This window comes from Citreicoccus inhibens, assembly GCF_019039035.1.
In the GTDB taxonomy this organism is placed as follows: Bacteria; Myxococcota; Myxococcia; order Myxococcales; family Myxococcaceae; genus Citreicoccus; species Citreicoccus inhibens.
In genome coordinates, this window is sequence record NZ_JAHNZT010000032.1 from 24,805 (window position 1) to 42,095 (window position 17,291).

Annotated in this window: 18 protein-coding genes; 9 read left to right on the forward strand and 9 right to left on the reverse strand. The window is 70.9% G+C overall.

Translation table 11 applies throughout. From position 1 onward, the window contains the following. The 3 genes from KRR26_RS28240 to KRR26_RS28250 all read right to left on the reverse strand — a co-directional run bounded on the left by KRR26_RS28240 (window position 1) and on the right by KRR26_RS28250 (window position 1,735). Window positions 1-444 (reverse strand): CoA-binding protein, encoded by a 444-nt coding sequence (locus tag KRR26_RS28240; RefSeq protein WP_217081302.1) that lies wholly within the window; start codon window positions 442-444, stop codon window positions 1-3. After that, window positions 441-1,340: a hypothetical protein gene (locus tag KRR26_RS28245; protein ID WP_217081303.1), complete on the reverse strand. Its 900-nt coding sequence runs from the start codon at window positions 1,338-1,340 to the stop codon at window positions 441-443. Before KRR26_RS28245 ends, KRR26_RS28240 begins: the two co-directional genes overlap by 4 nt. 77 nt (window positions 1,341-1,417) lie before the next feature. After that, window positions 1,418-1,735, reverse strand: coding sequence for a DUF2795 domain-containing protein (locus KRR26_RS28250; RefSeq protein WP_199723894.1), 318 nt, complete (start codon window positions 1,733-1,735; stop codon window positions 1,418-1,420). 192 nt (window positions 1,736-1,927) lie between these two features. Here KRR26_RS28250 and KRR26_RS28255 point away from each other — a divergent pair, with 192 nt between their 5' ends. Genes KRR26_RS28255 through KRR26_RS28270 form a run of 4 tightly spaced genes read left to right on the forward strand, consistent with a single transcriptional unit; the run spans window position 1,928 to window position 5,305 of the window. Continuing rightward, window positions 1,928-3,514 (forward strand): YiiX/YebB-like N1pC/P60 family cysteine hydrolase, encoded by a 1,587-nt coding sequence (locus tag KRR26_RS28255; protein WP_217081304.1) that lies wholly within the window; start codon window positions 1,928-1,930, stop codon window positions 3,512-3,514. A 25-nt stretch (window positions 3,515-3,539) separates the two neighbouring features. Then, complete coding sequence (locus KRR26_RS28260) at window positions 3,540-3,815, forward strand: hypothetical protein (RefSeq protein WP_120209363.1); 276 nt, start codon at window positions 3,540-3,542, stop codon at window positions 3,813-3,815. Window positions 3,816-3,869: 54 nt separating this feature from the next. After that, window positions 3,870-4,724, forward strand: coding sequence for a SirB1 family protein (locus KRR26_RS28265; protein ID WP_217081305.1), 855 nt, complete (start codon window positions 3,870-3,872; stop codon window positions 4,722-4,724). Between the two features lie 29 nt (window positions 4,725-4,753). Continuing rightward, a complete protein-coding gene (locus KRR26_RS28270) occupies window positions 4,754-5,305 on the forward strand; it encodes an NUDIX hydrolase (protein WP_217081306.1) in 552 nt (183 codons plus the stop codon). 1 nt (window position 5,306) lies between these two features. Here the strand turns inward: KRR26_RS28270 and KRR26_RS28275 are convergent, their stop codons facing one another. The 4 genes from KRR26_RS28275 to trxB form a co-directional block, all read right to left on the reverse strand. Then, window positions 5,307-5,561: a hypothetical protein gene (locus KRR26_RS28275; RefSeq protein WP_120209365.1), complete on the reverse strand. Its 255-nt coding sequence runs from the start codon at window positions 5,559-5,561 to the stop codon at window positions 5,307-5,309. Between the two features lie 235 nt (window positions 5,562-5,796). Then, on the reverse strand, window positions 5,797-6,276 hold the full coding sequence (gene moaC / locus KRR26_RS28280; RefSeq protein WP_217081307.1) for a cyclic pyranopterin monophosphate synthase MoaC: 480 nt from the start codon (window positions 6,274-6,276) through the stop codon (window positions 5,797-5,799). Further along, complete coding sequence (locus KRR26_RS28285) at window positions 6,273-7,460, reverse strand: trans-sulfuration enzyme family protein (protein WP_217081308.1); 1,188 nt, start codon at window positions 7,458-7,460, stop codon at window positions 6,273-6,275. The genes moaC and KRR26_RS28285 overlap by 4 nt, the downstream gene beginning before the upstream one ends. 40 nt (window positions 7,461-7,500) lie before the next feature. Beyond that, window positions 7,501-8,466, reverse strand: a complete 966-nt coding sequence (gene trxB, locus KRR26_RS28290) for a thioredoxin-disulfide reductase (RefSeq protein ID WP_217081309.1) — start codon at window positions 8,464-8,466, stop codon at window positions 7,501-7,503. Between the two features lie 72 nt (window positions 8,467-8,538). Between trxB and KRR26_RS28295 the strand changes: the two genes are divergently transcribed. From KRR26_RS28295 to KRR26_RS28310, 4 genes are all read left to right on the forward strand, one after another. Further along, window positions 8,539-8,997, forward strand: coding sequence for a cyclic nucleotide-binding domain-containing protein (locus tag KRR26_RS28295; protein WP_120209369.1), 459 nt, complete (start codon window positions 8,539-8,541; stop codon window positions 8,995-8,997). A gap of 228 nt (window positions 8,998-9,225) precedes the next feature. Next, window positions 9,226-9,957, forward strand: coding sequence for a RadC family protein (gene radC / locus KRR26_RS28300; RefSeq protein ID WP_233577373.1), 732 nt, complete (start codon window positions 9,226-9,228; stop codon window positions 9,955-9,957). Beyond that, entirely contained in the window at window positions 9,930-10,208 is a 279-nt protein-coding gene (locus tag KRR26_RS28305; RefSeq protein WP_233577374.1) for a DUF3006 domain-containing protein, read from the forward strand. Before radC ends, KRR26_RS28305 begins: the two co-directional genes overlap by 28 nt. A gap of 48 nt (window positions 10,209-10,256) precedes the next feature. Then, window positions 10,257-12,332 (forward strand): RecQ family ATP-dependent DNA helicase, encoded by a 2,076-nt coding sequence (locus KRR26_RS28310; RefSeq protein ID WP_217081310.1) that lies wholly within the window; start codon window positions 10,257-10,259, stop codon window positions 12,330-12,332. Between the two features lie 3 nt (window positions 12,333-12,335). On the opposite strand, the gene KRR26_RS28315 is transcribed toward KRR26_RS28310, so the two are convergent. Together KRR26_RS28315 and KRR26_RS28320 are read right to left on the reverse strand one after the other, a co-directional pair. Beyond that, window positions 12,336-12,656: a hypothetical protein gene (locus tag KRR26_RS28315; protein WP_120209420.1), complete on the reverse strand. Its 321-nt coding sequence runs from the start codon at window positions 12,654-12,656 to the stop codon at window positions 12,336-12,338. A gap of 52 nt (window positions 12,657-12,708) precedes the next feature. Next, on the reverse strand, window positions 12,709-16,629 hold the full coding sequence (locus tag KRR26_RS28320) for a tetratricopeptide repeat protein (protein WP_217081311.1): 3,921 nt from the start codon (window positions 16,627-16,629) through the stop codon (window positions 12,709-12,711). Between the two features lie 91 nt (window positions 16,630-16,720). Here KRR26_RS28320 and KRR26_RS28325 point away from each other — a divergent pair, with 91 nt between their 5' ends. Further along, window positions 16,721-17,140, forward strand: a complete 420-nt coding sequence (locus KRR26_RS28325; RefSeq protein WP_199723897.1) for a hypothetical protein — start codon at window positions 16,721-16,723, stop codon at window positions 17,138-17,140. Window positions 17,141-17,291: the final 151 nt, after the last annotated feature.

A 17,291-nucleotide genomic window follows, 5' to 3' on the forward strand; every position in this document is an offset into this window, starting at 1 on the left:
TCACCGCGCGCCGTAGCGACGGTGGTCGACCATGAGGCAGCGGTCCTGCACCACCTGGATGCCCGCCTTCGCCAGCCGCGCGGCCGCGGCGTCGTTGCGGATGCCGGACTGGAACCACACCGCCTTCGGCTTCTTCGCGATGAGGTCATCCAGGTGCCCGTCGATGTCCTGCGGGCGCCGGAAGACATCCACCACGTCGAGGTCGCCGGGGATGTCCACCAGCCGCCGATACACCGGCTTGCCGAGGATGTGCGTCACGTCCGCGTAGTAGACGGGCACCGGCACCACCTCCACGCCCGCTTCCGCCAGGTAGCGCGGCACGTAGAAGGCGGGCTGGTCCGCGTGCTGCTCGGTCTTGATGCCCAGCACCGCCACGCGACGCGCGCCCTTCACCACCTTCTCCACGCCGGCTTCGCTCGTCACCAGGTTGTCCTGCTCGCTCATTGCGCCTCCTCCTGAAGCTGCTGGGCGTGGGTCTCGGTGGTCCACGTCCACGTCTCACCGCGCACCGGCGCGCTCACCGTCAGCCGCCGGTGCACCGGCACGAAGCGACTGCGCGCCACCACCTGCTCCCCCTGGCACGTCACGCCGGAGGTGAGCGCTGGAGAGCCCGCCTCGGACCACGCCTCCAGCAACTCGCGCGAGGCGTCCTTGGGCACCTTGTCCAGGCACCGCAGCGTGAACACCACCGCGTCTCCATACTCGGTGGCCCGCGAGCCCTGCACCGTGCGCTCCAGGAGGAAGTGGCCCTCCGAGTCCCCGGTCGTGAAGGCATCCACCGCCCACGTGCGCTGCCCCTCCACGAGGTTGCGTTGGAAGAGGCCGCCGTACTTCACCTCCCACTCGCGACGCGCGCGGGCCTCCAGGGCCTCGGGGGCGAAGAAGCGCTCCAGGAGGGCCATCTCCGGGCCCGCGGGGAGCGCCTGGCGCACCGCCTGCCTCGCGGCGTCCGCGCCCTCCAGCCGGATGAAGGAGCCATCCGCGGACAGCCGCTGCTGGAGGGCGAAGCGCGTCAGCAGCTCGTCCACCGCCGAGGTCACCTCCTGCCCGTCATGGACTCGGCGCGCGTGCTCGACCGTCTGCGTCAGCAGCCAGCCGCCCTCGGACGGCGCGAAGCGCGACTGCGTGGTCAGCTCCGCGTCGTCACGCGTGCGCGCCCCGCCGCGCTCCACCGTGCGCGAGGTCTGCAACAGCTCGGTGAGGACGCGGTCCACGGGGGGCCGGAAGTCCAGGCGCAGCGGAGGCGGCGGGCTCGACACGGGCACCAGCCGGGGCCGCGAGTGACACCCCAGCGCCAGGGACAGCAGCGCACAGCACGACACCAGGAGGAGGGAACGCATGCGGCCGGGGACGCTGGCAGAAAGCGCCAGCGCCCGCGAGCGTCTTCATACCCCTTGGGTGTGCCGGGCGACACGACTCAGGGGTGGCGCGTGTGGCCCTCGGGCGCATGCTCCACCGCGTCCCGCCCGATGTTGCGCCGGTCGCGATTCACGCCGTCGTCATCGCGCAGACCTCCGCTGGCGAAGCGCCGCGCGGCCTCGGCCAGGTCGCGCATGGCATCCTCGCGCGAGGCGTACTCCTCGCGCGGCAGCGACTTGAGGACGTTGATGATGTCCACGGGCGCGCCGTTGTCCTCGGCCGCCTGGACCATCTCCTCGCGCTGCGCCGGGTACTCCACCGCGTCGAGCTGCGCCGAGATGGAGAGCCCTGGGTCCTCCGCCTGTCCGAATGCCATCGTGCGTCCACCTTTCCGCCCGAGCCACGTCGCCCGGGCACTGCGCCCTGCCCTGGAAACGTGGGGCCCATCCCCGCCCGGGACCACCGGGGCCCCCCAGACCCCTCCGGTGCCCGGCCAGGGGGCCAACCGCCCATCGCCCGGCGGGATAGAGTGACGCCCCACCCACCCCTGCTCCCTGGAGTCGCGTCGGTGCCTGCCTCCCCCACCCTGCTGCTCGCCTGGCTCGCGCTCGCCGAGCCCGCCCCCGCCCCTGCAGCGGCCCCGGCCCCGGCCGCTGACGTGTACGCGCTCGACGACGCGGCGTTCGTGGCCCAGGCCCAGCGAGACCTGGAGGCGCTCCAGCGACATGCCGAGGGCATGCGGCGCCTGGAGGAGGACATGGGCCGCGCGCGCGCCCTCTACACGCAGGCGCGCGCGGTGCCGTACACGCCGGACCAGAAGCAGCGCCTGGTCAGCACGTGGGCCGCGTTCTTCGACTACTTCGTCTCGGTGGAGGTCATCCGCCAGCGCTACTGGGAGTTCCTCAAGGCGCCCGCCCCCACCCAACCCATCAAACACGGCTGGGGCTTCCTGCTCACGCACGGCGCGCTCACCACCGAGCTGGCCCGCGGGCTCACCTTCGTGGACCTCGCGGGAGGACGGCCGCAGTTGGAGGTCCTCCTCGACGAGCCCTCGCCCGAGTACGGCCTGCCCGCGCGCACCTTCGCCCGCTTCCGCGAGAAGGTCGTCCACGTGGGCACCGCCACGCAGCTCTTCACCGGAGACGGCTACAAGGAACAGCTCCGGCCGGTGTTCGCGGACTCGGGCGCGATGGGCCAGCCGCGCGTGACGTGGCTCTTCCAGGAGATGAAGGACAACAGCCGCGTGGCGCGCGGCAAGCTCGCCAGACGAGGCGCCCCGCTCTTCGTCCAAGCGGCGGCGGGCGTGACGCAGGACTCCACCCTGCGCGCCATCTTCCCCGTGCAGAAGGCCGTGGCCGAGTGGATGGGCGACACCCGCGTGCACCGCCTGGGCAAGCCCCTCATCACCCGCGAACAGGTCGACGCCGTGCTCGCGCGCATGGAGCCCGGCGACATCGTCCTGGCGCGGCAGAACTGGTTCCTCTCCAACATCGGACTGCCGGGCTTCTGGCCCCACGCGGAGCTGTATGTCGGCACGCCCGCGCAACTGTCCGCCGCGTTCGACGCGGATCCCGACGTGCGCGCCTGGGTGGCCACGCTGCCCGGAGGCGGCGCCACGTTCAGCGAGCACCTGGCGCACGCCTTCCCCGCCAAGTGGGCCGAGTACTCGGGCCAGGACGCGCACGGTGACGCCATCCGCATCATCGAGTCCATCAGCGAGGGCGTGTCCTTCACCGGCCCCGAGCACGGCCTGCACGTGGACTACCTGGGCGTCCTGCGGCCTCGCCTCTCCAAGCGCGACAAGGCCCTAGCCATCCTCCGGGCGTTCACCTTCCAGGGGCGCCCGTACGACTTCAACTTCGACTTCTTCTCGGACCAGACGCTGGTGTGCACCGAGCTGGTGTGGAAGTCCTATGCCCCCGCCCAGGACATGAAGGGCCTGGCCATTCCGCTGGTGGACGTGGCCGGTCGGCGCACCTTGCCGGCCAATGAAATCGTGCGCGTCTTTGACCGGGAGTTTGGCCAGCCCGAGCACCAGCTCGACTTCGTGGCGTTCCTGGACGGTCGGGAGGGCTCGGGCGACGCGGTGGCGGCAAACGCCGAGGCATTCCGTTATTCGTATCGCCGGCTGAAGTGGGACATCGCCCAGGAGTAGTCGCAGAGGAGTAGAAACGCGCACCATGACGGAAGAGACAGCCCACGAAATGCTCGAGCTGGGTGCCCAGCTCTACGAGCGGATGATTTCCCAGCAGCAGGCGAAGGTGCTTCGCCTGGCCCGGGAGGCGGTGCCGAACATGACGCCCGAGGAGCTGCGCAACCCTCACGACTTCCCAGAACTCAAGGAACATCCGACGTTCGAGTTCGAGGACGGAATCCTGGCCGGGCTCATTTCCGCCCATGTGGCCCTGCGGGCCGAAATCAAGGGGCGCCTGCCTCTGAGGCCTCCGGCGAGCTGACGCTCGGCCGCCTGCCTTTGCCGTTGGAGCGCCCGTGCGTTACTGGTTCCTCCCGTGAGCATCCCCATTGGATTCGGGCCGCCACTCGCCCGCGAGCGGTTGGTGTCCGCGCTGGCAGCGGATCCGCCGCGCTTGGACCTGGCGGCGCTGGCCATCGCCACCCTTGACCGCTCGGACCTGGACGCGCCCGCGTGCCTGCACACGCTGGACGCGCTGGCGTGCCGGGTGCAAATCGAGGCCGAGCGACTCATGGAGCGCGGCGAGGCGATCGCCCCGCTGCGCGCGCTGCGCCATGTGCTGGCGGACATCGAGGGGTTCCGCGGCAACTCGCAGGACTACCACTCGCCGGAGAACAGCTTCTTGGACCGCGTGCTGGAGCGGAAGGTGGGGCTGCCCATCACGCTCTCGGTGCTCTACCTGGAGGTCGCGCGGCGCGCGGGCATCTCGCTCTACGGCGTGCCGTTTCCCGGCCACTTCCTGGTCGCGTGCGACGCGGGCGACCACAAGCTGGTGATGGATCCGTTCCACGAGGGCGACATCCTCACCGAGCACGGCTGCGAGGAGCTGCTCAAGCGCGTGGCGCCGCAGCTCAAGTTCGACCGGGCCATGCTGTCGCCCGCGCCCGTGGAGCTCATCGCGTACCGCATGCTGTCCAACCTGCGCCGCGTCTATCTGGGGCGCGAGGACTGTGAACGCAGTCTGGCGGTGGTGGACCTGCTCTTGCTGCTCGCCCCGGACCATCCGGGTGAGCTGCGCACGCGCGCGGCGCTGCTGGCCAGCCTGGGGGCCTACCGCGCGGCGCTCAAGGACGTGGAGCGCTGCCTGGAGCTGTCCCCGGATGCGCCGGACCGCGAGCGGCTGGAGCTCACCGCGCGCGAGCTGCGCGAGCGCGCCGCCCTGCTCAACTGACCTTGAAGCCCCTCACGAAGGAGTCCGCCGTGTCTCGGACGGTGAAGCCCTGGCCGCGACTGCGCAAGGGCCTGGAGCATGACTTCCGCGTCGTGCAGGTGCGCCAGGACGTGGTGGCGGATCCACGCACGTCGCTGGAGCACCCGCGCGTGCGCATCGGCTGCGCGGACTGGGTCAACGTCATCGCGGTGACGCCAGGGGACGAGCTGGTGCTCGTGCGGCAGTACCGCTTCGGCACGGAGACGGCGACGCTGGAGATTCCCGGCGGCGTCATCGACCCCGGCGAGACGCCGGAGGCCGCCGCGGCGCGCGAGTTGGAGGAAGAGACGGGCCATGTCGCGGGCCGCTGGGTGTCCTTGGGCTCGGTGCACCCCAACCCCGCGCTCCAGCCCAACCGGTGCTTCAGCTTCCTCGCGCTGGACTGCGTGAAGGTCCACGCGGGCAAGCAGGACGAGGGCGAGGACATCCTCGTGGAGCTGCACCCGCGCGCGGACGTGCCTCGGCTCATCCTGGAGGGGCACATCACCCACTCGCTCGTGGTGGTGGCCTTCTTCCTGGAGCACCTGCGCGGCGCGCGTTAGCTCACAGCGCGGGCAGCGCGCAGCCGCAGCCGCAGGCGGTCAGGAAGGCCGTCTCCCCGGGGCGACAGACGAAGTAGAGGTCGTGGCAGTCCTGCTGCGCGCGCGACACGTAGCGAAGCTCCGGCGTGCGGTCCGCGCACCGCTTGCGCTCGCCCTCCGCGGTGGCATCGGCGGCGTCCGTCTCGCCGCAAGCCACGCTGCCCAGCACCACGGCGGCCGCGAGCCACGCCAGCCCGAACGACATGCTCCGCAGCACCCCGCTACCTCCTGGCTCGGACGTCTTGGCGTCACGAGTCCCGGGATTTCAACGCGCCCAATCTGACGGGGTGGGCCGCGCGGCGGGAGCCCCCGGCACGGATGACCCGGCGGCATCGTCCTGCGGCGCACGGCCGCCGCGTGCGGGAGTGAACCTCGCCCGGGACTCCGGACCTTCGAGTGTCGGGCCCTCGACGGCGCGAGCGCCTTCGCGCCCACGCGCCCGGCCGAGGATGTCAGGCCCGGCGCGCTGTCTTCTTTCTCGCACGAGGAGGAGTGGGCTCGGCCCGCTCCCACGTTCCCGAACGTCCGCCCGACTTGTGCTCCAGTTGGACAGCCTCGATGACCATGCCCCGGTCCACGCTCTTGCACATGTCGTAGACGGTGAGCGCCGCCGCGCAGGCCGCGGTGAGCGCCTCCATCTCCACGCCCGTGCGGTCCACGGTCTTCACGCGCACCTGGACGGACAGGCCGGCCTCCACGGGAGACAGCCGCACCTCCACCCCCGCGAGCGCGATGGGATGGCAGAGCGGCACGAAGTCCGGCGTGCGCTTGGCCGCCATGATGCCCGCGAGCCGCGCCGCCGCGAGCACATCCCCCTTCTCCACCTTGCCGGCCAGGATGCGCTCGCGCGTGGCGGGGAGCATCCGCAACAGCGCGGTGGCCACCGCCACGCGCTCCGTCTTCTCCTTGTCGCCCACGTCGATCATCTTCATGGGCGCGCCCCCTTCGCCACGGCTTGGAGCAGGTCGTCCGCCACGTCGTCTGGATCTTCCAGGCCCACGGACACGCGGATGAGGCTCTCGCGAATGCCAGCGGCCTCGCGCTCCTCGGGCGTCATGCGGCGCGCGCTGGCGCTGGCCGCGTGCATCACGAGCGTGCCCACGTCTCCCAACGAAGGGCCCGGCTTGCAGATGCGCAGCGCCTCCAGGAAGCGGTCCCCCTCGGGGCGTCCACCGCCCTTGATTTCAAACGCGACCATGGGGCCGAAGCCACCCTCCAACAGCTCGCGCGCCACGGCATGGTCCGGGTGCGAAGGCAGCCCGGGGTAGATGACGCGATCCAACAGCGCCGAGCCCTCCAGCCGCCGCGCCACGTGCGCGGCATGCTCGGCATGGGCCTTCATGCGCACCGGAAGCGTGCGCAGGCCGCGCAGCGTGAGCCACGCCTCGAAAGGCCCGAGCACATCGCCCGCGAGGATCCTCGCGGCGCGCAGCGGCGCCATGCGCGCCTGCGAACCACTGACGGTGCCGCCCAAGGCATCGCTGTGCCCATTGAGCCACTTGCTGGTGGACTGAACGGCGTAGTCCGCGCCGAGCGACAACGCGCGCTGGCCATGCGGCGACGGGAACGTGGCGTCCACGACGAACACCGCGCCTGCGTCCCCGCACGCATGGGACAACGCGCGCAGGTCCGGCACGCGCAAGAGCGGGTTGGTGATGCTCTCGGCGAGCACCATGCGCGGGCGCAGCTCTCGAATGCGCGCCGGAGCTTGCGCATCCGTCAGCAGGAGCGCGTGCAGCTCCACGCCCAAGCGGGCGCAGAGGTTCTTGTAGAGCAGCCGCGTGACGCCATAGCCATCCGCCGGCATCACCAGGCGGTCTCCGGGTCGCCACGCCTGGGCGTCGAAGACGGAGCGCAGCGCGGCCATCCCGCTCGCGTACGCCACGCACGCCTCGGCGCCCTCCAACGCCGCCACCGCCTCCTCCAACAACGAAGCGTTGGGAGCGCTGATCCGCGCGTAGGCGAAGTCCTTGCCATCCAACGCGTCCGACAGGTCCTCACTGCTGTCGAACCAGTTCACCGCCGCCGGGAAGACGGGCGGCGCCACGGGCACGGCCTTGCTGCCCGTGAGCCGCGAGCCCGCGTGCACCGCCAGCGTCTTCTGCTTCTTGCTCATGCGCGTGTCGTTCCTCGTGCCGGCGGCGGTGGGCTTCGGGCTATTCGCCCTGTTCGATGAGCCAGCGCTCGGTGTCGATGGCCGCCATGCAGCCCGTGCCAGCCGCGGTGATGGCCTGCCGGTAGTAGCTGTCCTGCACGTCGCCGCACGCGAACACACCCTCGATGTTGGTGCGCGTCGAGCCGGGGTGCGTCTTCAGGTAGCCGCCCTGGTGCGTCTCCAGGATGCCCTGGAACAGCTCCGTGTTCGGCGTGTGGCCAATGGCCACGAACAGGCCCGTGGCCTTGAGCAGCTGGCTGTCCCCGGACTTGAGGTTGCGCACCACCGCGCCGTTCATGCCCTTGGCGTCGCCCACCACTTCCTCGACCGCCGAGTTCCACAGGATGGAGATCTTCGGGTTGTTGAGGACGCGCTCCTGCATCACCTTGGACGCGCGCAGCGAGTCACGCCGGTGGATGAGGGTGACGTGCTGGACGATCTTCGCCAGGTACGTGGCCTCCTCCATGGCCGTGTCGCCGCCGCCCACCACCAGCACGTCCTGCTTCTTGAAGAAGGCACCGTCGCAGGTGGCGCACGCGGACACGCCGCGGTTCTTGTAGGTGTCCTCGCCCTTGACGCCCAGCCACTTCGCGGTGGCGCCCGTGGCGATGATGACGCTCTCCGAGCGGTAGCTGATGCCGCTCTCGCCCTGGATGAAGAAGGGGCGCGAGGAGAAGTCGATCTTCGTGACGTTCTCCATGTGAATCGTGGTGCCGAAGCGCTCGGCCTGCTTCTGGAACCGCTCCATCAACTCCGGGCCGGTGATGGCGTCGGGGAAGCCGGGGTAGTTCTCCACATCCGTGGTGACCATGAGCTGGCCGCCGGGAACTCGTTGCGGGTGGTCCAGGGTGGGACCGCCGGCGAACACCACGGGCTCCAGGTTGGCGCGAGCGGCGTAGATGGCGGCGGTGTAGCCCGCCGGGCCCGACCCGATGATGGTCACCTTGTTGATCTTCTCCTGCGACACGGCTCCTCCTGTTCGATGCGAGGCCGCGAAGGTACCAGAGGCCCTCGGGCACGTGATACGAAGCTGGGCCCTATGGATGCTGCGGTCCTCAAGAAGGTTGCGCTCTTCGAGGGTTTGACCCAGGGCCAGCTCGCCAAGGTGGCCCAGATTGCTCAGCCCCGGAGCTACCCGACAGGCGCCTTCCTGTTTCGCGAAGGCGAAGCAGGCCAGGACATGTTCGTCATCGCCGAGGGCAAGGTCCGCATCTCCAAGTCGGTGCCCGGCATCGGCGAGGAGGCGCTCGCCATCCTGGAGGCCGGGCAGTATTTCGGCGAGATGGCGGTAATCGAGGACTCGGCCCGCTCGGCGGACGCCATCGCCCATGTCGCCTGCACGGTCTGGGTCATCGAGCGGTCGCGGTTGGACCAGCTCATGTTCACCGACAAGGACCTCGCCTACGTCCTGCTGTGGACGTTCGTCCGCACGCTGAGCGAGCGACTTCGCGAGACGAACGAGAAGATTAAAGGCTTCTTCGCCATCTCGCGCTTCTAGCGCGTGACAGGCCCCTTGCCCGGCGGGCGGGCGTCTCGCGCGCCGAGAGCCAGACTGGCGCATGCGCGCCCGTCCCCGCGGTGAGCCTCCGCCCACGAGGTGAGACGGCGGACGCCCGCCTCGCCCGAGTGGCGGAGACCGGCATGTGGGTTGCTCAGCCAACACCCCGGCGTGTCGGGAGGCGGGATGGCGAGAGGCGGGACGAGGGCGGAGGTACAACGAGCCTCCGTGAGCGAGGTCGCGGAGAGGGCACGGGAGACGGACGCGGAGGCAGCGCGAGAACGCCTCTTCCGGCTGGGCGCTGCGGCCCTCACGGACGCGGAGCTGCTGGGGCTCTTGTGGGAGCCGGGGCCTCGCGACGGAGGACGGCAGGAAGGCGCGGCCCAGGTGTTGGAGGGCAGCGGCCTCAAGTCCCTGGCACGAGAAGACGCGGTGGCACTGAGCGCGCGGCCAGGGCTCGGCCCCTCGCGCGCCATCCAGTTGGTGGTGGCGCTGGAGCTGGCCCGCCGCGCCAGACGCAGCGAGGAGCCGCGCCCGCGCCTGTGCAACGCCCGGCAGATTCACGCCTATCTGGAACCCACGCTGGGCGCGCTGCGCCGCGAGGTGTTCCACGTGCTGTGCTTCAACGCGCGCAACGTGCTCGTGCACGACGCGAGGGTGGCGGAGGGCACCATGAACATGTGCCCGGTGGACCCACGCGAGGTCTTCAGCGCGGCGCTCGCCTCGCGCGCCACCGCCATCGTGCTCGCGCACAACCATCCCTCGGGTGACCCGGAGCCCAGCGCGCAGGACATCGCGCTGACCCGCCAGCTCGCGGCGGCGGCGTGCCTGCTGGGCATCAAGCTGTTGGACCACCTGGTGGTGGGGGACACGGGCTACGTGTCGCTGATGGAACGGCGGCTCTTGCCCGATGACGAGGACGGGAGACGCAGATGGGGTGTGGCTGGGAGGGGCTCGTGATGGTGTGCGGCGTGTTGGGGTTGGGGAGCGGACCGGTGCGGGTGGAGCTGTTGGAGGACGACCGGGCGCTGGTGGTGGACGCGGCGAACGGACGGGCCTGCACGGTGGAGCGGTGGCGCGTGCCACCGGGGGCACGCGAGGGCGACGTGGTGGTGGACGGCAGGGTGGACCCGGAGCGAACGGAGCGGCTGCGCCAGGAGGTCGCGACGGCGCGGCGGGCGATTCCCGTCCCGCCGGGGCTGGAGCTGTGAGGCCGAGGAAGCACGAGGCGGGGGATTGCCGTTGACGGCCGACCCAGGATGGTGAACATGCGCGCGATGCCGGAGTCCCTGCCCTTTCTCGAAGAAGCCCAGCGGGGGCTGGTGCGGCACTTCGGCCTCGCGGAGTTCCGCCCCGGCCAGGCCCCCGTCATCAACTCGGTGCTCAGCGGCAACAACACCGTGGTGGTGATGCCCACGGGCGCGGGCAAGAGCCTGTGCTACCAGCTGCCGGCCACGATGCTGCCGGGGCTGACGCTGGTGGTGTCACCGCTCATCGCGTTGATGAAGGACCAGGTCGAGCAGCTCACCGCGCGCGGCATCCCCGCCACGTACATCAACTCGTCGCTGTCCGACCTGGAGCGGGCCGAGCGCATGCGCCGGGTCCGCATGCGCGAGTACAAGCTGCTCTACGTGGCGCCGGAGCGCTTCCGCAGCGCGCGCTTCCTGGAGGCGGTGACGGAGCTGGGCGTGGACCTGTTCGCGGTGGACGAGGCGCACTGCATCTCCCAGTGGGGCCACGACTTCCGGCCGGACTACGCCTTGCTGGGCCAGGTGCGCAAGCGGCTGCGTCCCCCGCGCACCGTGGCGCTCACCGCCACGGCGACACCGGAAGTTCGCGAGGACATCGTCCGGGTGCTGTTGATGAAGGACCCGCGCGTGTTCACGCAAGGGTTCGATCGCCCCAACCTCTTCCTGGAGGTGATGAACGTCGGCGGTGACGAGGAGCGGCGCGAGGCCTGCGCCCAGCTCGCCGCGCGAGGGGGCAGCGGCATCGTCTACTGCTCCACGCGCAAGGCCGCGGAGAGCGTGCACGCGGCGCTGCTGACGCGGAAGGTGCGCGCGGTGCTGTACCACGCGGGCATGGACGTGGAGGCGCGCAAGCGGGCGCAGGACGACTTCATGTCCGCGAAGGAAGCAGTGGCGGTCGCGACGAATGCCTTCGGCATGGGCATCGACAAGCCGGACATCCGATTCGTGGCGCACGCCAACATCCCCAAGGCGGTGGAGGCGTACTACCAGGAGATTGGCCGCGCGGGCCGAGACGGCGGGCCGGCCTCCGCGGTGCTGCTGTTCAACCACGCGGACGTGTACACGCAGGAGCGCCTCATCGAGGGCAGCCACCCCTCCGAGGCGGTGATGGCGGACGTGTGGAACGTCCTCCAGGCCGAGGGCGACTTCGAGCGCGGCGTGCACGCGTTGGCGGCTCGGGTGGGTTCGAGCGAGTTCGAGGTCTCCGCGGCGCTGAAGGTCTTCGAGCGCGAGGGCCTGCTGGAGCGCGGCGGCCGAGGCGAGGGCGAGTACAACCTGACGCTGACGGAGAAAGCCTCGGGCACCCATCCGCACGCGGACGACGCCCGCCGGCTCTTGAAGTCCCTGCTGGAGACCTTTCCCCTGGGGCGGCAGTCCACCACGGAGCTGCCCATCCTCGCGCGGCGCACCGGCCTGTCCTCGGAGGAGGTCCGCCACGCGCTGGGGCTCCTGGAGAAGTCTGGCGCGGTGGTGGTGCGAAAGCCCTTCGTGGGTCGCACCCTTCGCGCGCTCAAGCAAGGCGCCTTCCGCGACCTGGAGCTGGACCTGAGTCGCGTGCGCGAGCAGGAGCGCCGCAGCCTGCTGAGCCTCAAGCGGATGACGGACTACGCCTATACGCAGCGCTGCCGGCGGGCCTTCATCCTGCGCTACTTCGGCGAGCTGGACGCCGACACCGTCTGCGGCAAATGCGACCGCTGCGCGGGCACCATGATGCCGCGGCTGTCTCGCACGTCCTCCGCTCGCTCGGCGCCCTCGACGGCGGGGACTCCCGTGCTGGAGTACAGCGAGCTGGCCTCCACGGAGCTGCGCCGCTGGAGAAAGGACCTGGCGAGGGACCTGGGCATCGCGCCGTTCATCATCTTCAACGACGCGACGCTGCTGGGGCTGTCCTCGGCCTTGCCCGTGGACCGTGAGGCCTTCCTCGCGGTGAAGGGTACGGGCGAAAGTCGCTGGGAGCGCTTTGGCCCGAAGGTGGTGGAAATCTGCCTGATGGCCCGAGCGGCGGGACACGAGCCCCAGGCCGTGCCCTTCACGCCGCCCAAGGTGAGAAAGGCGCGGGCCCGGCGCGCGTCCACGTCCGAGTAGCGCTCAGGGCCTCGCGGCGCGCCGCTGGAGCAGGTAGCGCACGCCGCCCATGACGCTGCCCACCACGAGGGCCAGCATGAAGATGACGCCCACCGTGGTGATGCCGAAGAGGATGCGCACCTGCGCCTCGGTGAGCCGTCCGGTGAAGTAGGCCGTGCGCAACGGCTCCATGGCCCCCACCAGCTCCAGCGCGCGCGCGGGCAGCGAGTCCAGCGACAGCGACAGACGCTGCAGGAGACGCGACGGATACAGCCGCCGCGCCACCTCCACGCCAATCCCCGTCAAGAGGTAGAGGACGGAGAGCAGAAACGCGTTGCCCCACATGATGCGCAGGAGGGGCGAGTCCGTTGGCCGGCGGGAGTGCACGGAGTCCACCCTACTTCGCGGCCTTGCGCTTGAGGATCGGAAGTGCCTTCTTCACGCGCGAGGCCTCGGACGACCCGCCGGCCAGCCGGAGGAAGGCCTCATATGCGTCCACGGCCCGGGTCAGCTCGCTCGGCTCGCGAACCAGCAGGTCGGCCAACGCCAGCTGCGCAAGCCCGTCCGTCGGTTCCAGCTCCACGGCCTTGAGCAGGGCCTCCTTCGCCGGCGCCTCCTGGCGCTGCTTGAGGGCCACCAGCCCGAGGGCCAGATAGCCGCGGCCCGTGAATGGGGCCAGCTTCACGGCCTCGTCCGCCGCGGTGCGCGCCTCCTTCAGCGCCCCGGCGCCGAGCTGCACGCGCGCGATGGCCGCCTGGGCAAAGGCCTTGTCCGCCACCGACGAGGCCTTGTCCGCCAGGTCCTGGAGTGTCCGAGCGGCCGTGCGGCCTCCGGCGGGCACCTGCGCGTAGAGCTCGCCCACGCGACCGCACGCGACGTCCGGCCCCTCACGCCGCGCCGCCGCGAAGGCCGCCTCCGCGTTGTCCACGTTGTCCTGCCGCAGGAAGGCCTGGGCAATCTCGCAGAACGTCTCCGGGTCCTTCGGGTCCAGCTTGTTGGCGCGCTCCAGCGCGGCGAAGCCCCCTGCCCCATCCCCGGCTGCAAAGAGGATGGCGGCGCGGATCCGCTGTCCCTCGGCGTCATCGGGCGCCAGCTTCACTGCGCGCCCCACCGCGCCTTCCGCGTCCTTGCGCCGCCCCAACTGGTACAGCGCGAGCGCGAAGCCCTTGTGGGCCGCGGCGTTGCCTGGGTTGTCGAGCTGCCAGGTCTCGAACTGCTTGAGCGCCTCGGGCGCGCGCCCCAGGGCCAGCAGCGTGCGGCCCAGCGCGTCGCGGGCCTCGCCGTGCGCGCCGTTGCGCTCGACGGCCTTCGTCAGCGGCGCCAGCGCCATGTCCGGCAGCCCGCGCGACAAGAGCAGCCGCCCCAGCGAGCACGCGGCCTCGTACTCGCGAGGGTTCTTCATGGCCTCTTCGAACTGGGTCTGCGCCTTGTCCAGCGCGCGCTCGCGCCAATAGACCTGTCCCAAGGCCACGCGCATGTCGTTGCGCGGGCGCTTGAGCGCGGCCAGGGCCTTCTCCAGGACCTCACGCGCTTGCGCACCGTTGCCCTCGGCGGCGTCCGCCAGGGCCAGCCACGCGATGGCCTCGGGGGAGTAGCGGTCGTTGACGCGCGTCCGGGCCAGCTCCGCGCGAGCGCGCTTCCAATCCCCCAGGCGGGCATAGGCCGCGCCTCGGACCAGTGACACCTTGCGGCCGCCGTCCGGCTCCAGGCGCTGAAGGGCCTCGCGCTCGCGGTCGCGATCCAACAGCGTGCGCCCGAGTCCTTCGCGGGCCTCCTCGCTCTTGGGCTGGAGCTTGAGCGCGGCCTCATACGCCTGCTGCGCGACATCCAACTTTCCGGCCGCGCGGCTCGCCGCCCCCAGCGCCTGCTGGAAGTCGAACGCCTTGGGCCCCTGCGCGCCGCGAGACAACAGCGCGCGCGCCTCGTCATACCGCCCGAGCGCGGACAAGAGCTGTCCCTGCACCAACTGCTGGCGCGACTGGAGTGCAGCGGGAAGCCGCGTGTCGGTCGCCAGGGGCGCGACGTCGGCCAGCGCCTCGTCCAGCTCCTGCTCCAGCGCGAGCCGGCTCTCCGCCATGCCAATGCGCGCGGCGGGATGCTCGGGGGACACCTCGCGCGCGCGACGGAACATCTCGAGCGCCTGCGGATGGTCCTCCGACGCGAGGTAGTAGCCCCCCAGGGCCACGAGCGCACGAACGTTGGTGGGGGACGCCTTCAGGGCCCGGTCAAAGCGCTCCAGGGCCTTCTTCTCGTCCTTCGCGGCGAGCAGCAGCGAACCCGCGAGGGCATGCAGCTCGGTGGACTCATCCGTCGAGGCGAGCAGCGCGCGCCGGGCCGGCTCACGGCCCCGGTCATCCGCCACGAGCACATTGGTGGCCAGCATCAGGCCGGGGAAGCCCTCCTTGACGCCCGTCTTCTCCAGGGCCTCCAGCGCCTTCTGGCGCTCGTCCGGAGCCATCCCATGGTCCGCGAAGAGCAGCGCGTGGACGTAGGCCGTCAGCGCCCAGGCCTGACTGCTGCCATCGTCCATCTCGTGGGCCCGGTCGAGTTGCTTGAGGGCCTCGTCCAGCGACGCGCGCGTGTCCTGAGAAACCAGGCGGCTGGTCCGGTCCAGCGTCTCCTTGAGAGTCTGCCCCCCCTGCCGGGCCCGGTAGGTGACGAAGGCCCCGACGCTGACGAGCACGAACACCGTCGCGACGATGGCCGACGCGAGCTTCACGCCGTTGCGAGCCAGGAACGACCGCTTGGCCGACTCCTTCGCCAGCTTCTCGCGAAGCTCCTGCTCGTACTTCGCGGCGAGCTTCTCCGTGTCCTGCGCGCTGGCCGCGACCTTCGTGGCGCCGGAAGGAGCGTGGACCTCCGCCGCGTCGGGGATGTCATCGAGCAGCGACCGCTTGCCCCCCGACGAACGAACCGGCTCGGGAGCCCGAGCCGCCACGGTCCGCCGCGCGCCAGTCTCCTCGGGAGGAGGCAGCTCTCCGAGCAGTCCGCCGCCCCCAGCCGCGGCGCCCTCGCCCGAGGCCTCTGGGAGGTCCGCCAGCAAACCGTCGCTCCCACCGCGACGGTCGCCCGAGGAATCACGCTCCGGAGAGTTCTCCCCAGCCGCCGCGAGCGACTCCGAGCGGTCAGGAGCCTCCTCACTCCCCAACTCCGGAATGAGTCCGCCCTGCGCCGTCGAGGAGGACGCGCGAGCCTCCGCCTCCGAAGCGCCATCGCGCCCCGGGGCGTCATCCAGGCCGCCCAGGTCCACGGACTCGGAGCGCTCGTCACCCGAGTTCGACGAGGCAGCATCTCGCGAATCGTCCGCCGAGGAGCTTCCGGGCTCCGCGTGGGAATCGCCTCCACGAGACGTCCCCGACTCGGAGTCCTCGGCGCCGAAGGGCGAGCCACCGTGAGCGTCGCTGCCCGGCTCGAGTCCGGGAGCCGAACCACGCTCGGGATTCAAATCCCCGCTGGAGTCAGCAGACGCAGGTGCGCCCGCATCGCGCTCGGTCGTCCCGCCGGAGCCCGTCGCGCCGTGAGCGCCGTCGTCCGCCGCGCGCCCGCGCGCCTCGGACGCAGGAGCAGCACCGTCACCGCGCGCCCGCGACTCGAGCGACTGAGCCGTGGCGGGACGTCCCGTCTCACGCTCCCGCCCGGGCGAGTCACCGTCACCACGAGCCGCGCCCCGCCCCGGCGAATCGGAAGCACGCGCCCCATCCGCAGCACCTGCTCCGCGAACCTGGGCATCGGACGTCCGCGCGGCCCGCGCTCCAACGCGTCCCGCGGCTGCGGCGGAGCGCGCCTCGAACGCGGAGGGATGCGCGGCTTCCGGCCGGGCCTGCGGACCGGACTCGGCCGTCGCGGCGTCGGGCGGGGGCTCGGCGGGCTTCTCCAGCCCCATGAGGTCCGCGAAAATCGGCGCGGGCCCTCCAGACACCGCCTGCTGCGCCTGCTCCAGCCACAGCTTCACGCGCCCGTCATTCGGCTGGAGCGTCACCGCCTTGCGCAAGATGGGCAGCGCCGAGCGATACAGCCCGCGCTGCAACAACACCTCGCCAATGAGGTTGTATGCGTAGGGGTTGTCCTTCTCGATGGCGATGGCCTGGTCGAACTGCTCCATCGCCTCGGCGGGCCGCCCCAGTTGGATGAGCGCCTTGCCCCACAGCACCCGGCCCACCGTGGAGCCCGCATGGTGCGAGACGCCTTGCGCGCAGACCTCGATGGCTCGCGCGGCTTCCCCTTTTTCCAGCAGGAGCTTGGCGAGCTCGACGAAGACGGAAGAGGTCGGATCCTGCCGGAGGAGCTGCTCGTAACGCTCCACCATCGACTTGGCCATGTTCGGTCGCGACTCCGGTGCTCGTGCGGGGGAGCCGGACCATAGCACCGAGCCCCTCGTCCGATGCGAGGGCCGGGTGTAGCCTCGCCACGTGAATCGCCTGCCCGTCCTCGTCCTCGCGCTCCTCCTCGGTGGGGCCTGTGCCCACACCTCCAAGAAGACCGACCTGGAGAACCTCAAGCCCACCGTGGAGGCCTTCCACGAGAACATCCGCTGGAGGAACTTCCGGAACGTCTCCCGCATCCTCGTCCCAGAGCGCCGCGACGCCTTCGAGCGCTCCCGACGCGAACACCAGGACGACCGGGACCTCACCATCACCGACTACGAAATCGAGGACGTGAAGGTCTCTGACGACGGCCAGCGCGCCACCGTGCGCAGCACCATCCAATGGATGCGCCTGCCCTCGGCCTCCGCGCACACCGACACCGTCACCTCGGAGTTCATCTTCCGCGACGGCGCGTGGCTCTTGGAGCGACAGGAGTCCGGCCCTTTCGAGGGCGAGCTGCCCTAGAAAAGAAACCGCCCACCGTCTCGGGGCCGGCCGAGGCGGTGGGCGTCGAAGGTTCCCCCATGGAACCTTCTACCAGGGTGGCCCGGCGACGCTGTGCTGCCAGCCCGCGTCGTCGTGCCTTCTTGCCTGGCTCCTAGAGCAATGCAGGTGC

Bases quoted from the DNA above. Each gene is read 5' to 3' on its own strand.
- KRR26_RS28240 (WP_217081302.1), bottom strand. From the start codon at position 444: ATGAGCGAGCAGGACAACCTGGTGACGAGCGAAGCCGGCGTGGAGAAG.
- KRR26_RS28245 (WP_217081303.1), bottom strand. From the start codon at position 1,340: ATGCGTTCCCTCCTCCTGGTGTCGTGCTGTGCGCTGCTGTCCCTGGCG.
- KRR26_RS28250 (WP_199723894.1), bottom strand. From the start codon at position 1,735: ATGGCATTCGGACAGGCGGAGGACCCAGGGCTCTCCATCTCGGCGCAG.
- KRR26_RS28260 (WP_120209363.1), top strand. From the start codon at position 3,540: ATGACGGAAGAGACAGCCCACGAAATGCTCGAGCTGGGTGCCCAGCTC.
- moaC (WP_217081307.1), bottom strand. From the start codon at position 6,276: ATGAAGATGATCGACGTGGGCGACAAGGAGAAGACGGAGCGCGTGGCG.
- KRR26_RS28285 (WP_217081308.1), bottom strand. From the start codon at position 7,460: ATGAGCAAGAAGCAGAAGACGCTGGCGGTGCACGCGGGCTCGCGGCTC.
- KRR26_RS28295 (WP_120209369.1), top strand. From the start codon at position 8,539: ATGGATGCTGCGGTCCTCAAGAAGGTTGCGCTCTTCGAGGGTTTGACC.
- KRR26_RS28305 (WP_233577374.1), top strand. From the start codon at position 9,930: ATGGGGTGTGGCTGGGAGGGGCTCGTGATGGTGTGCGGCGTGTTGGGG.
- KRR26_RS28310 (WP_217081310.1), top strand. From the start codon at position 10,257: ATGGTGAACATGCGCGCGATGCCGGAGTCCCTGCCCTTTCTCGAAGAA.
- KRR26_RS28315 (WP_120209420.1), bottom strand. From the start codon at position 12,656: ATGTGGGGCAACGCGTTTCTGCTCTCCGTCCTCTACCTCTTGACGGGG.
- KRR26_RS28320 (WP_217081311.1), bottom strand. From the start codon at position 16,629: ATGGCCAAGTCGATGGTGGAGCGTTACGAGCAGCTCCTCCGGCAGGAT.